The following is a 12,576-nucleotide window of genomic DNA, read 5'->3' on the forward strand; positions in this document are numbered from 1 at the left end:
ACAGCACTGATATCAGGACTCCAAAAGCTGGTTTAAGGCTTTATACACGTTGGGGTAAGTAAACTGGAAACCGGCGTCGTGCAGCTTTCGGGGTACAGTACGCTGGCTTGCGACCAGTGCTTCGGCAGCATCGCCTACTACAAGCCGGAGGGCAAATTCCGGAACGGGGAACAATGAAGGCCGGCCCATCACACTGCCAAGCTGCTGGGCGAATTCTTTCATGGTAATGGGATCCGGGGCTGATAAGTTAAATGCCCCGTGCAGCTGTTCGTCTGAAATGGCGAAATAAATGGCACGACACACATCCTCAACATGGACCCACGGGAAAAACTGACTTCCGTTACCAAGAGGACCGCCTATAAACATGCTGAAAGGCTGTTTCATTTTCTCCAGCGCACCGCCAGATTTATCGAGTACAATTCCGATTCTTGGTATGGCAAGCCGTACGCCATGTTTTCGTACTTCATCAGCCTCTTCCTCCCACTGAAGGCAAACGCGGGCAAGGAAGTCGTCTCCGGCAGAACTGCTTTCGTCGAGCACGGTATCGCCTCTTGAGCCATAGTAGCCTACAGCTGAGGCCGAAATCAGAACCTGCGGTTTTCTTGAGGCCTCACCAATCGCACATACAACAGCGCGCGTTGTTTTAACGCGGCTTTTGAGGATGCGGGATTTCACGACTTCATTCCAACGCTGGTCAAATAAGTTTTCACCTGCCAGATTTACCACCGCGTCAGACTCTTCGATTACAGCGGGCAGATTTTCATAAGAAGCAAGATGCGCTTTTTGATGATTTTTGCTGTGTTTGCCAGGATTCCGGGTGAAAATGGTAACCTCATGCCCCTGTTCCAGCAAAAAACTGACTAAGGCTGTACCTACGAGACCGGTACCGCCGGTTATAGAAATATGCATTGTTTACCCCGATTCAGATGATGCCGGAAATACGAAGTATTTCCAGATAGAAAAAAACGGCTGGCGCCGCTAACAGTAACGCATCAAAACGGTCAAAAAATCCCCCGTGCCCGGGTAAAATATTGGAGGAATCTTTGGTATCGTACATCCTTTTGAGCTTACTTGCAGCAAGATCCCCAACCGGCCCGAAAACCGAAACCAGAATTACGGCAGGAATCATTAAAACAAAAGAAATAAACTCCGGTTTTGCCAGTGCAAATACGAATGCTACACCGGCCAAAGCACCGACAAAACCTCCGGCGAACCCTTCCCAGGTCTTTTTAGGGCTTATTTTAGGTGCCAGCAGGTGTTTGCCAAAATTCTTGCCGGTAAAGTATGCAAAAACATCATTTCCCCAAACCATCATCACGACAGAGGCTGTAATTACAAACCCAGCCACAGGCTCTTCCGGAAAGATGCGGTCCCGCAAGAGAAGCAGGGTCATAATGCCTAAGGGCGCATAAAGCCCGCAAAAAATGGTGTGAACCAATGAACTGTATGAACGGTCAGGGCCTCTTACAATTTCGGAAAGAATAAGCAGTAAAAAGAGGGCAAGACCTGCCAGATACGCATTGGGCACATACGGAATGAGCATCACCCACAGACCTATAGCGTACATAAACGGCCTGCTTGGCCGGGTGCCGCCCTCGTTGAACATGCCTGCCATTTCCCATTGAATAATAATGGCGATGGCAATCATCATGGCTTTAAAAGACCAGCCGCCCAGCCAAACAACGCCCATAAACAAGGGGGCAGCCACCAAAGCCAGTATTATTCGTTTTGTTAACTCAGACAAGCCTAACCCCCTGTTTCAGTTACACCTAAAGTTATGAAGAAAAACAATGCTGATTAATCTTCCCCGTCGGGAAATTCATCAATGAGTTCACCGTCTTCAAATTCACGGATTGCGGCACGGGCATCATCAGCTTTATCGTCAGGCACATATACATACAGCAGTGAAAGCTGTGAGTGATTTACAGAATACGCAGAATCTTTTTTGGAAAGAATCTGCGCCTCAAAACCCCTGTCGTCGAGGAAGTTTTTCATCATTTCTGCTTCAAACTCCTGGTTGGTATCAAAAACACAGGTCCAGTCTTTAATCTCTGATGGTTTTGGATCATTGCCGAACATAGGGTTGCTCCTTTTGAAAGATGGAAAATTCTGATCGCTTACCATACAAATAAACCAAATAAACGGTAAGAATCAAACTTGAAGCAACGAGCCACAGGGGTGGAAGCATACTCGCTTCGGCAACTTCCAGCAGTTCAGGGTTGCTGTGAACTGCTGTTACCGTACCCGAATTGTGGATGAAGTGCATGAGCATAGCCGGGTAAACGGAGCCGCTTTTAACGGTCATCCAGCCCAGCATGATCCCGATAAATGTAAGAGGGATGAGCTGTGAAAGCCTGAGGTGGAAGAGTCCGAAAACGAGGCCGGTTACCAGAAGTGCACCCAGGATGCCGTAGGCGTTTTCGAACAGGCGGTGCAGGTAGGAGCGGAACATCACCTCTTCACAAACCGCCGGTACCAGACCAATATTGAGCACCAAAAACCAGAGCGCGAATGACCCGGTAAGCAGCCCTTCAATCATCTGCACCTGCGCGTCTTCCATCTGAACGATGAAATCAGGCAGCGGTACCAGCTGATTGGCCCATCCCAGAAACCAGATGAACGGCTGAACGGCCACTACCAGCAGGGTTGCAACCAGGAAGGTGAAACCGGCATTGGCAGGCATTTTGAGCCGCATGGCATCGCGGTATTTCGATTTGGAAAAGGAAAGCCGGGCGACGAGCAGCGTTGCAAGCAGCAGCCCCACCACCTGTCCCGCCGAGTTTCCGGCTATCAGCAGCCCCATGTTTTCGCCGAGGGCTTCCATATCAAAGCCATCAAGGCCCTGCGTAAGTACGATACCCACAATTGCAACAACACCGCCAACCACCTGAAAGATCAGAAAGGCAACAAAAATCCACATGAAAGCAACCAGCCAGTCCGGGAAGCCGTTGCGCTTAAACCAGGGCTGACGCACCTGTACGATGTAGGGATTAAACTCCGGCTTGGTTTCCTTTGATGGCTCCATTTAGAGAGCTCCTTCTTTTTTCTTAAAAATGGCGGTACCGGCCATACCGCTGATCAGGTTTACCGTGCCCATTATCACCACACTAAACAGCAGGCCAAAAACAGAGAATCCGGATTCTTCCTGCTGTCTGCGCATTTCTTCGATGTTGTCAAGCGCCTCAGGATCGCCGTGTTCTTCAATAAATGCGGTAATTGTATCCAGAAACAGAGCCGCTGTGTTGATGCCGAAGAAGCCCCAGACTACTTCCATAAAATTGAATACGATACCGAAAACAAGCCCGGCTGTAAATCCGATTACGGAACCGCGGCCCAGCTCGATATTTTCACCATAAGCAGCGATGTGCTGCCGCACGGTTACCAGACCCGGTGCAAACAGCAGGCCGCAGCACCCCAGGCAGCCGAAGATGATGCCGCTAAAGCCGGGCAGAATCAGCATCGATCCGTACAAAACGAGTGAAGCCGCAAGGGCAAGGCCTGCACCATTCAGGGCCGCAGATTCAAAAAAAGGATTGGGTTCACGTATTTCCATATAAAAAATTAAACTAAGATTTCGGTTTAACCGCAGTAAAAATTATGAGGATGAGGCTTGCTCCGGCAAACAGACCGGCTGCAAATCGGCTCGGGCCGGTATTCGTCCACCATCCTAAAAAGTTACCGGTTACATCGGCTGTGTTCAGAAAAAAAGCAAGGCCGGCAACCAGAAGCGAGGCTTTAAGGGTGATGCGAAACGTTTTAGGTGCCAATGTACCCATCAGCGCTGCAGAAAAAAAGCCGGCATAAATTCCGAGACATCTTGTGCAGACGGCAGTAATCTTTCCGTCGATAGCAAAGCTTCGATCAGCCTGCTGATGGCAAAGGTTTCGGAAGGCCTCATGGCTCAGCTGATGAAGCCAGCCGGCATCGGCAAACACAAAGCCGGTTGCCGTAAGCAATAAAAAACCGGATGCGAAGAGCAGCAGTAGCAGGCTTTGCGTCTGATTGAGGCTTGGCATAGGCAGTTCAGCGATTGTCGCCGGCAGATTTATTCGAAAAGCAGGGAAATATCGAGGGCGTGCACGGAATGTGTGATGCTGCCGACCGAGATGAAATCGACCCCGGTTGCTGCAACAGCCGGCAGGCGTTCGAGCGTCATGTTTCCGGAGGCCTCTGTTTGGGCCGCGCCGCTGATGAGTTTCACTGCATCCCGGAGTTCTTCGAGGTTCATGTTGTCGAGCAGGATGATGTCTGCAAGCCCCGTTGCAAGTGCCGTTTCAATCTGGGATTGCTCCACTACTTCGATTTCAATTTTCTGGCTGCCGCCGTTGTGCGCACGATGCCGCGCACAGGCTTCGAGCGCCTCCCGTACACCGCCTGCCACGGTGATATGGTTCTCCTTAATGAGGTACATATCATCAAGGCAGAAACGGTGATTGGTGCCGCCGCCTAAGCGCACGGCCCATTTATCGAGCCAGCGCTGCCCCGGCATGGTTTTGCGGGTATCGAGCAGCCGGGTTTGGGTGCCTTCAAGGGCAGCGGCAAAACGGCGGGTTTTGGTGGCAATGCCGCTCATCCGCTGCATGAAGTTAAGGCAGGTGCGTTCAGCGGTGAGCACAGAGCCCGCCGGACCTTTAATTTCAGCGAGCAAGTCTCCGCGGTTTACTTCCGTGCCGTCTTCCACAAGGATGCGGAACTGTATAGCCGGATCAACGCGACCGGCGATAAATGCGGCCAGCTCGTTGCCGGCAAGCACGCCCCCTTCTTTGGCAACAAAATAAGCCTCCGCCTGCTCATTGCCCGTAAATACGGCCTGAGTCGTAACATCGCCCTTTCCGATATCTTCGCGGAGGGCAAGGTCAACGATGGCTTCTACAAGTGCATTCATGTCAGTGCTGTTTGGCGTATTCTTGCATGAGCGACAGCATCCCTTCAGTGAAAGCGGCCGGTGGCGGACACGGGCGGCGGTTTTCCTCACTTACAAACACGAGCACCACATGGGCGGTAAGCCGCGTTTTGCCGTCTTCACCAACAACTTCGTACCAGGTATTGAGCCGTGTTGATGGTTCTTCGAAAATCAGCACGCGGATGGTGATAAGCTCGTCATAAAAAACCGGCCTTTTGTAATCGATTGAAACATGCGCTACGGGCAGCATCACCCCCATCTCTTCCAGATTGAGATACGAAATGCCCGCCTCACGGATCATTTCGGTGCGGGCCTGCTCGAAGTACTCCAAAAACCGGCCATGGTACACATAGCCCATTTTGTCGGTTTCGGCATAGCGGCTGCGCAGTTTCAGCTCATAAACATACAGAGGTTCTTTTTTTTCTGTAAACGGATCTGACTTCATGCGGTGCTATGCTCCGGTTTCATCAACAACGCCCATGTTGGAGTACTTGTCGATCCGCTGATCCACAAGCTCCTGAGCTGACATTTTTTTGAGGCGGCGAAGGCTTTCGAGCAACTGCTTTTTAAGTGCCGCAGCGGCTCCGTCGTAGTCGCGGTGTGCGCCGCCAACCGGCTCGGGAATAATGCCGTCAATAATTTTGAGATTCATCAGGTCTGTTGCCGTGAGCTTGAGGGCTTCAGCGGCCTGCTCTTTGTATTCCCAGGTCTTCCAGAGGATGGAAGAGCATGACTCCGGCGAAATTACCGAGTACCAGGTGTTTTCCATCATGTACACTTCATTGCCCATACCGATGCCCAGTGCCCCGCCGCTTGCGCCTTCACCAATTACAACTGTAACGATAGGCACTTTAAGCACGGCCATTTCACGCAGGTTTTCGGCAATAGCCTCAGCCTGCCCCCGCTCCTCTGCCTCAAGCCCGGGGAATGCGCCGGGCGTATCGAGCAGGGTGATTACGGGAATGTCGAATTTCTCGGCCAGTTTCATCAGCCGGAGCGCCTTGCGGTAGCCTTCCGGGTTCGACATCCCGAAATTGCGGTACTGCCGGCTTTTGGTATCCCGGCCTTTCTGCTGACCGATAATCATCACCGAAATCCCGTCGATAGTTGCGAAACCGCCAACTACGGCTTTGTCGTCGCTCATTTTGCGGTCGCCGTGAAGTTCGGTGAAATGCTCACAAATTTTATAGATGTAATCCAGCGTGTAGGGCCGCTCGGGATGGCGCGCGAGCTGCACCTTTTGCCAGGGTGTGAGGTTCGAAAAAATAGAAACGCGCAGCTCATGAACCCGCTGCTGCAACCGTTCGATTTCCGGACGAAGCACGTCGTTTTCCGGAATGCGGATGGCGTTCAGCTCTTCGATTTTCTTTTCGAGGTCAGCAATGGGTTTTTCAAAATCAAGGTAATTCATAAAAAATTCTGTTTTAAGGGAAGATAGTTGCATGGTTGCGCAATGGCTTTTCTTCACGGTATAAACGGTTCGTGCTGAAAGGGCCGCTTCAGAGCCTGTTAATGAGATGGCGGAGTTTGAGCGCCCAAACCATCCAGACAGCCTCAAAAATTATAGATTTGGAAATTTTTGACTGCCCGAAGGCACGGTCACGAAATATAATGGAAAGTTCGCTCACTTTAAATCCGGCTTTCCAGGCGCGGTAGTGCAGCTCAATCTGAAAAGAGTAGCCGTTTGATTTGATGCGCTCGAGCGAAATGGCTTCGAGAACGCAGCGATGGAAGCATTTGAAGCCTGCTGTGGTATCCTGCACGGGCAGCCCCGTAACCCAGCGGGCGTACACGTTGGCCGAGTACGACAAAATGAGCCGGCTCAGCGGCCAGTTGATGATGCTGATGCCGTTGTGATAGCGGGAACCGATAACGACATCCCCCAGTCCGCTTTCGACGGCTTCAACCAGGCGGGGCACATCGTCTGGATCGTGGGAGAGGTCGGCATCCATCTCACAGATAAAGCTATAGTTACGGGCCAGCGCAAACTGAAAGCCGGCCACATAAGCCGAGCCCAGCCCCTGCTTGTACTCCCGCTCAAGCAGGTGAATACGCCCGGGGTATTTGGCTGCTTCTTCCCGGATAATGCGGCGGGTGTCGTCGGGGGAGTTGTCATCCACAAATAAAAGATGCACCGCCCGCGGCAGCTTCATCATGCGGGGGATAAGCCGGCTCACATTTTCGGCCTCTTCGTAAGTCGGAATTACGACTATGGTGTCGGAAGTGCTCATCTCACTGTCCCTTCCCGGCAAGCATGGTTGCGATGGTATTTATGAGGATTTTGATGTCCATCTTGAGAGAAATATTCTCCACATAAAACAAGTCGTACTTGGTCTTTTCCTTCACATCATCAAAAGTTTCATCGTACTTCCACTTCACCTGTGCCCACCCGGTAATGCCGGGCCGTACCCGAAGCCGGCGCGCATAAAGCGGAATCTGCGCCTTGAACTGCTTCACGAAATGCTCGCGCTCGGGCCGCGGACCTACGAGGGACATATCCCCCTTGAGTACATTCCAAAGCTGCGGCAGCTCATCGAGGCGGAGTTTGCGCAGCCAGTAGCCAACCGGCGTAATGCGGGGGTCGTTTTCCGTTGCCCAGGTCGGACCGGTTTTGGCTTCGGCATTTACAAACATGCTCCGGAATTTATACATCACAAACGGACGCCCGAAAAGACCGACCCGCTCCTGCGCAAAAATTACCGGCCCGGGATCGGTAAAGCGGATCAGCAGGGCAACAACCATCATGACGGGCGCACTGATAACCAGAATTACGACTGAAAGCACGATATCCATCAGGCGCTTCACCGACTTCTCCCACGCAGGCATGGGGTCGGGCATCACTTCAATAAGCGGCAGGCCAAAAATCTGATTCGTCTTGTTCATCCCGCTTATAATCTGATAAAAATCGGGGATGAGCTTCACGGAAATGCTGGGCTTATCAATCAGGTCGAGTATGGTTATCAGTTTATCCCGGTTTACGGGCTCAACGGCCACGATAACGTCTTCAATCTGATGCTCACTGATGATTTTGTTGAGCTGCTGCACTTTACCCAGCAGCAGGCTGCGGTCAATTTTGATGTCTTCGTCTTTAGTTTGGCGGGAAGCATCAATAAAACCGGCCACATCAAGCCCGGTTGTTTTATGGCGCATAATATCGGCATACACTTCTTTGGCCGTTTCACCTACGCCAATAATGACGGCCTTATGCAGCCCGTACCCCTTCGAAACCGCATACTTCTGAATGGTGCGCACAAGCAGCCGGTTTACGGATACCAGCCCGAAAATGAGCAGCCAGTACACCAGCGTCAGGTTTTTTGCCTGTGAGATGTTCTGAGGGTTCCAGTTGAGGTCGTCCGTAAACAGCAGGAAAAAGAAAACGAGGATTCCGATGATGCTGATTTTGGCTACCCTGAGAATTTCATCAAACCGGGATGCCAGATAAAGGCGTTTGTAGAGTCCAAAAAACGCAAACATGGCGATCCAATACAGGGTAATGATCAAACCCGGCAAAATGACCAGTGCCGGAGCAACGGTCTGATTTTCACCAAACCACTGAAGCTCAAAGCGAAGGTAATAAAAACAGAACCAGGCCAGGGCAACGGCAATAGCATCCCCAAGCAGGGTTATCAGTACGTCTTTACGGCGTTCCAATCAGCAATCCGATTTATTAATGTGTGATGTTGGCCGGTTACCCGATTCACGGCAGATCATGGAATCAGAGAAACTGCCACAGCGCGGTTGAATACCCGAAAACAGGACCTCAGCCGTGCCTGCTCCCAACAGGCAGGCAGAAAGCAGCTGCGACCGTGCCGGAAACACTTCGGTGCTAACCTCAATCTGATTCAGATATTGCGTGTTTTCGTACACCAGCTGAATAGTTGTTTTTATGGAATGAGTAGTGAAACGGTAAAACATCAAAAAAGATCACTTCAGGATTATGCTCTGCAACGCTGAATTAAGATCAGGTAACCTTAATTCCGGCTTGGCTAAATTTAGGCTTCATGGAAAAACAGACCGCCATTCCGCAGAATCTTGCTTAACTTAGACCTTTTTTGAACCGCTGAAAATAAGGAATTACAGAGTAAAGTGTTTCAACTTCTAAGCAACGACTCAAAAACAAAAGCCCGGCTCGGCCGGCTTACTACCGATCACGGTATTATCGAGACGCCCATTTTCATGCCGGTCGGCACGCTTGCAACCGTAAAAGCGGTGGAGCAGCAGCAGCTTGTTGATCAGGTGAAGGCGCAGATTATTCTGGGCAACACCTATCACCTCTACCTGCGGCCCGGCAACAGCATCATGCGTGAAGCCGGCGGCCTGCATCAGTTCATGAAATGGGACAGACCCATCCTTACCGATTCGGGCGGCTATCAGGTGTTTTCACTCTCCGGCAACCGCAAACTTGAGGAAAGAGGGGTTACCTTCAAAAGCCACCTTGATGGTTCAAAGCATCAGTTCACCCCGGAAAGTGTGGTTGAAACCGAGCGCGTTCTGGGCTCGGATATTATGATGGTGCTTGATGAGTGCCCCCCCTATCCGTCAACTTACGAGTACGCCCTCAACTCCATGAAACTCACACACCGCTGGGCGGCGCGCTGCAAAAAAGCCTTCGACGAGAGCGAGCCCCTGTACGGTCACCGGCAGTTTTTATTTGGCATCGCGCAGGGCAGCACCTATAAAGATCTGCGGCAGGCATCAGCTGAAGCCATCGCTGAACTGGATTTTGACGGAAATGCCATCGGCGGCCTCAGCGTAGGCGAACCCAACGAACTGATGTATGAAATGACGGATCACATCACAGACTTTCTTCCCGCCGAAAAAGCCCGCTACCTGATGGGCGTAGGTACCCCGGCTGATCTTATTCACGGTGTTGCCCGTGGGGTTGACATGTTTGACTGTGTGATGCCTACCCGCAACGCCCGAAACGGCACCGTTTTTACCCGCAACGGCATTGTGAACCTGCGCAACGCAAAATGGAAAAACCATCACGAGGTTTTGGATGAGAGCTTCCCGACAGACTTCAGCAGCAAGTACACCATGGCCTATCTGCATCATTTGGTTCGCTGCAACGAGATTTTAGGCATGACCCTTGCATCCCTCCAAAACCTGACCTTCTACCTCTGGCTGATGGCAGAAATCAGGGAACAGCTTGCTGCCGGAACCTTTCACAGCTGGTACAAACCCATGATCGAACGTGTAACAACGCGCTTATAAATGATCCCGGCCTGAAGGATCCTGAGTGAACTTATTCATTCAGGATCCTTCGGAACTGCCCGACAGATAGGCACTGAAATGTTTGTGCTTCCCTGTGAGATATTTGAACAGGATCTCAAAATCCTTCCATATTGAATAGCTTTGCAGATAATGCAGCTCCTGACGCTGCTTTTCGTCATCGCGGAAAAGGCGGTCTTCATTCAGCTGCCTGAGGCCGGTAAGTCCGGGCTTATAATACACAAAACTGCCCTGCCTCTCCCTCAGAATCGGAGCCCCAACCAAACTGAACTCACCGGAAAAAACCTTCCGCATAAATTCAATGGTATTGAGCAGCCGGTTATTCTCATAGGGCGTAAAAAAACGGACATTTTGTGAAGTAGAGGAATCGATAAACAGATTGACGGTTTCCTGAGATGTTTTGCTGAGGGAAGCCTGAACCCTGAGAAAAACCCAGACAGGCGCCATAACTGCCAGAAATAACGCAGAAAGCGAAAAATCAAAGACACGTTTGATCAGCCGGTTCCATGCATTCAGGGAAGGCAGCTCGAGATCAACCACCGGAACATCATCAAAATACTCCACATTTGATTTACCGATGATGTAATCAAGAGAACCCGGCACAACCTTACACACAACCGCTGAATCGCGCAGCAGGCTCAGGGATCGCAGCACATCCAGATGGGTGATTTTTTCCAGCATGAAAATCACCTGATCGGCACGGTAATTTTTTACCATTTCGGGTAGCTGCGAAATATGCCCGAGCACAGGCACATCTTCTATGGTTTGAAGCGGCTCATCCTGACGCTGGGTTACAAGCCCGATAATATTGTAGTTCCAGTCCACCTCAGCCCGGATTTTCCTGATGGCCGACTCCGTGTGTTCACCCATTCCTGCAACAAGCACCCGCACCGCCTGCAAACGGTCTTTGGCTGATGAACCCTTATAAAAAAAGCGAGCGGCAAGCAGCCTGAACGATGGAAGTAATAACAGCAACACCAAAGTAGTAGCAAGCAATATGAGCCTGGAAAAGGCAATATCCCGAAAGAAAAAGGTGATGCTCGCTACCGTGAACAAAGAAAAGAGCAGCGCTTTAATCACATGACTCCAGGAGTGCTGGTTGCGGCTGTAGAGTCCGTAGTATTTGGCAAACCCCAGGTAAACCAAAGAATGAAGCAGGTTTACACTCAGAAAGACAGGTTTGTAAGCGTCTAAGATTTCAACCGGGGCGATATCATACCGATACAGGAAGAACCCCACCATAACGAGATTCAGGGTCAGCAGATCCGCCACCGGTCTTAAGGTGCGGTTGAACAGCGAAAAAATATAGGAAGCTGCTGATTTGAAGATGACCCCAATCAGGATGAAATATTTGAAAAAAATACTATAGCCGTAGCTGTAGTGTTTTTCAAAAAACTGATACAGCACTTTATTGAAGGTGATAATATACCGGAGATTCTCCTTCTTCGTGCTTTCCCCTTTATAATGGATGATGCTCGTTTCAGGGATATAACGGATACTGTAGCCTTCTTTAATCGTGCGGTAGCACAGATCAATGTCTTCGCCGTACATAAAAAAGCGTTCATCAAAACCGTCAAGCTTTTGCAGTACATCCGTGCGAAAAAACATAAACGACCCTGACAACACTTCGATGTCTGAAGCTTCATTCTCATCACGCCCGCCCATGTAATAGGATGCAAATCTCGGATGATTGGGGAATATCTTTGAAAGCCCAAGCACTTTGTACATGGCGTTCATAGGCGTAGGGATGGAGCGCCTTGATTCCGGGGCAAATGTACCGTCAGGATTCAGAATTTTACAGCCGCTCGCTCCGGTTTCAGGGCTGGATTCCATAAAATCATAAAGCACCTGAAGCGTATCTTCGCCAATCAGCACATCCGGATTTACTAAAAGGGTGTATTTGCCTTTGGCCTGCCTGATTGCCTGATTGTTTGCTTTTCCAAAACCCTTATTTTCCCGGTTTTCGATATAAGCGACCTGCGGAAAACGTTCTCTGAGAAATTCAACTGAACCATCGCTGCTGAAATTATCTACAACAAATATTTCCAGACTGAACTGATGCTGTGCTTTATAAACTGAATGCAGCAGATTTGACAGATATTCTTTGACATTGTAGTTAACAACGACAACAGAAATATCAACAGAATCAAGACCGGGTGATGCAGTATCCTGCGCATTCATAAATTAAAACAGTATGTGCTTAATATACCATGTTTCAGGTGTGAGCGGCTTTAAGATACAAGGAAGCGATAACAAATTACCAACGAGGTATCGTTTGTTAAGAAGGAATACAGGATTATTCTGAGTGATGATAACTTCTTTTCACAAAAAAAGCTCTGTACCGGATATTAGGGACAGAGCTTTTTGTTGTATAGAGAAAGGATGATGAGGCGGCGACCTACTCTTCCGCGGATGCAGTACCATTGGCGCTGGGGAGCTTA

At 50.2% G+C, this 12,576-nt stretch carries 14 protein-coding genes; 1 reads left to right on the top strand and 13 read right to left on the bottom strand.

Annotated features, from left to right (window positions below; genetic code table 11):
• Positions 1-12: 12 nt before the first annotated feature.
• The 12 genes from LAT75_RS05285 to LAT75_RS05340 all read right to left on the bottom strand — a co-directional run bounded on the left by LAT75_RS05285 (position 13) and on the right by LAT75_RS05340 (position 8,818).
• Entirely contained in the window at positions 13-909 is an 897-nt protein-coding gene (locus LAT75_RS05285; RefSeq protein ID WP_291481587.1) for a TIGR01777 family oxidoreductase, read from the bottom strand.
• Between the two features lie 13 nt (positions 910-922).
• Positions 923-1,744 carry a phosphatidate cytidylyltransferase gene (locus LAT75_RS05290; RefSeq protein ID WP_291481588.1) on the bottom strand — a complete coding sequence of 274 codons (822 nt, stop codon included), beginning with the start codon at positions 1,742-1,744 and terminating at the stop codon, positions 923-925.
• Positions 1,745-1,797: 53 nt separating this feature from the next.
• Entirely contained in the window at positions 1,798-2,079 is a 282-nt protein-coding gene (locus tag LAT75_RS05295) for a DUF2007 domain-containing protein (protein WP_291481589.1), read from the bottom strand.
• A complete protein-coding gene (locus tag LAT75_RS05300) occupies positions 2,066-3,025 on the bottom strand; it encodes a type II CAAX endopeptidase family protein (RefSeq protein WP_291481590.1) in 960 nt (319 codons plus the stop codon). Before LAT75_RS05300 ends, LAT75_RS05295 begins: the two co-directional genes overlap by 14 nt.
• Entirely contained in the window at positions 3,026-3,553 is a 528-nt protein-coding gene (locus LAT75_RS05305) for a hypothetical protein (RefSeq protein ID WP_291481591.1), read from the bottom strand.
• A 13-nt stretch (positions 3,554-3,566) separates the two neighbouring features.
• Positions 3,567-4,016, bottom strand: coding sequence for a DUF2085 domain-containing protein (locus LAT75_RS05310; protein WP_291481592.1), 450 nt, complete (start codon positions 4,014-4,016; stop codon positions 3,567-3,569).
• A gap of 29 nt (positions 4,017-4,045) precedes the next feature.
• Complete coding sequence (gene nadC / locus LAT75_RS05315) at positions 4,046-4,885, bottom strand: carboxylating nicotinate-nucleotide diphosphorylase (RefSeq protein WP_291481593.1); 840 nt, start codon at positions 4,883-4,885, stop codon at positions 4,046-4,048.
• A 1-nt stretch (position 4,886) separates the two neighbouring features.
• A complete protein-coding gene (locus tag LAT75_RS05320) occupies positions 4,887-5,348 on the bottom strand; it encodes a thioesterase family protein (protein ID WP_291481594.1) in 462 nt (153 codons plus the stop codon).
• Positions 5,349-5,354: 6 nt separating this feature from the next.
• Positions 5,355-6,314, bottom strand: coding sequence for an acetyl-CoA carboxylase carboxyltransferase subunit alpha (locus LAT75_RS05325; protein WP_291481595.1), 960 nt, complete (start codon positions 6,312-6,314; stop codon positions 5,355-5,357).
• Between the two features lie 88 nt (positions 6,315-6,402).
• Positions 6,403-7,134, bottom strand: coding sequence for a polyprenol monophosphomannose synthase (locus tag LAT75_RS05330; RefSeq protein ID WP_291481596.1), 732 nt, complete (start codon positions 7,132-7,134; stop codon positions 6,403-6,405).
• Position 7,135: 1 nt separating this feature from the next.
• A complete protein-coding gene (locus LAT75_RS05335) occupies positions 7,136-8,554 on the bottom strand; it encodes a sugar transferase (RefSeq protein ID WP_291481597.1) in 1,419 nt (472 codons plus the stop codon).
• A complete protein-coding gene (locus LAT75_RS05340) occupies positions 8,555-8,818 on the bottom strand; it encodes a hypothetical protein (RefSeq protein WP_291481598.1) in 264 nt (87 codons plus the stop codon).
• A gap of 171 nt (positions 8,819-8,989) precedes the next feature.
• On the opposite strand from LAT75_RS05340, the gene tgt reads away from it, so the two are divergent.
• Positions 8,990-10,117, top strand: a complete 1,128-nt coding sequence (tgt, locus tag LAT75_RS05345; RefSeq protein WP_291481599.1) for a tRNA guanosine(34) transglycosylase Tgt — start codon at positions 8,990-8,992, stop codon at positions 10,115-10,117.
• 39 nt (positions 10,118-10,156) lie between these two features.
• On the opposite strand, the gene LAT75_RS05350 is transcribed toward tgt, so the two are convergent.
• A complete protein-coding gene (locus tag LAT75_RS05350) occupies positions 10,157-12,316 on the bottom strand; it encodes a glycosyltransferase (RefSeq protein WP_291481600.1) in 2,160 nt (719 codons plus the stop codon).
• Between the last annotated feature and the right edge of the window lie 260 nt (positions 12,317-12,576).

The sequence above is a fragment of the Cyclonatronum sp. genome (assembly GCF_022565315.1).
Classification (GTDB): domain Bacteria; phylum Bacteroidota; class Rhodothermia; order Balneolales; family Cyclonatronaceae; genus Cyclonatronum.

Bases quoted from the DNA above. Each gene is read 5' to 3' on its own strand.
- LAT75_RS05285 (WP_291481587.1), bottom strand. From the start codon at position 909: ATGCATATTTCTATAACCGGCGGTACCGGTCTCGTAGGTACAGCCTTA.
- LAT75_RS05295 (WP_291481589.1), bottom strand. From the start codon at position 2,079: ATGTTCGGCAATGATCCAAAACCATCAGAGATTAAAGACTGGACCTGT.
- LAT75_RS05300 (WP_291481590.1), bottom strand. From the start codon at position 3,025: ATGGAGCCATCAAAGGAAACCAAGCCGGAGTTTAATCCCTACATCGTA.
- LAT75_RS05305 (WP_291481591.1), bottom strand. From the start codon at position 3,553: ATGGAAATACGTGAACCCAATCCTTTTTTTGAATCTGCGGCCCTGAAT.
- LAT75_RS05310 (WP_291481592.1), bottom strand. From the start codon at position 4,016: ATGCCAAGCCTCAATCAGACGCAAAGCCTGCTACTGCTGCTCTTCGCA.
- nadC (WP_291481593.1), bottom strand. From the start codon at position 4,885: ATGAATGCACTTGTAGAAGCCATCGTTGACCTTGCCCTCCGCGAAGAT.
- LAT75_RS05320 (WP_291481594.1), bottom strand. From the start codon at position 5,348: ATGAAGTCAGATCCGTTTACAGAAAAAAAAGAACCTCTGTATGTTTAT.
- LAT75_RS05325 (WP_291481595.1), bottom strand. From the start codon at position 6,314: ATGAATTACCTTGATTTTGAAAAACCCATTGCTGACCTCGAAAAGAAA.
- LAT75_RS05330 (WP_291481596.1), bottom strand. From the start codon at position 7,134: ATGAGCACTTCCGACACCATAGTCGTAATTCCGACTTACGAAGAGGCC.
- LAT75_RS05340 (WP_291481598.1), bottom strand. From the start codon at position 8,818: ATGTTTTACCGTTTCACTACTCATTCCATAAAAACAACTATTCAGCTG.
- LAT75_RS05350 (WP_291481600.1), bottom strand. From the start codon at position 12,316: ATGAATGCGCAGGATACTGCATCACCCGGTCTTGATTCTGTTGATATT.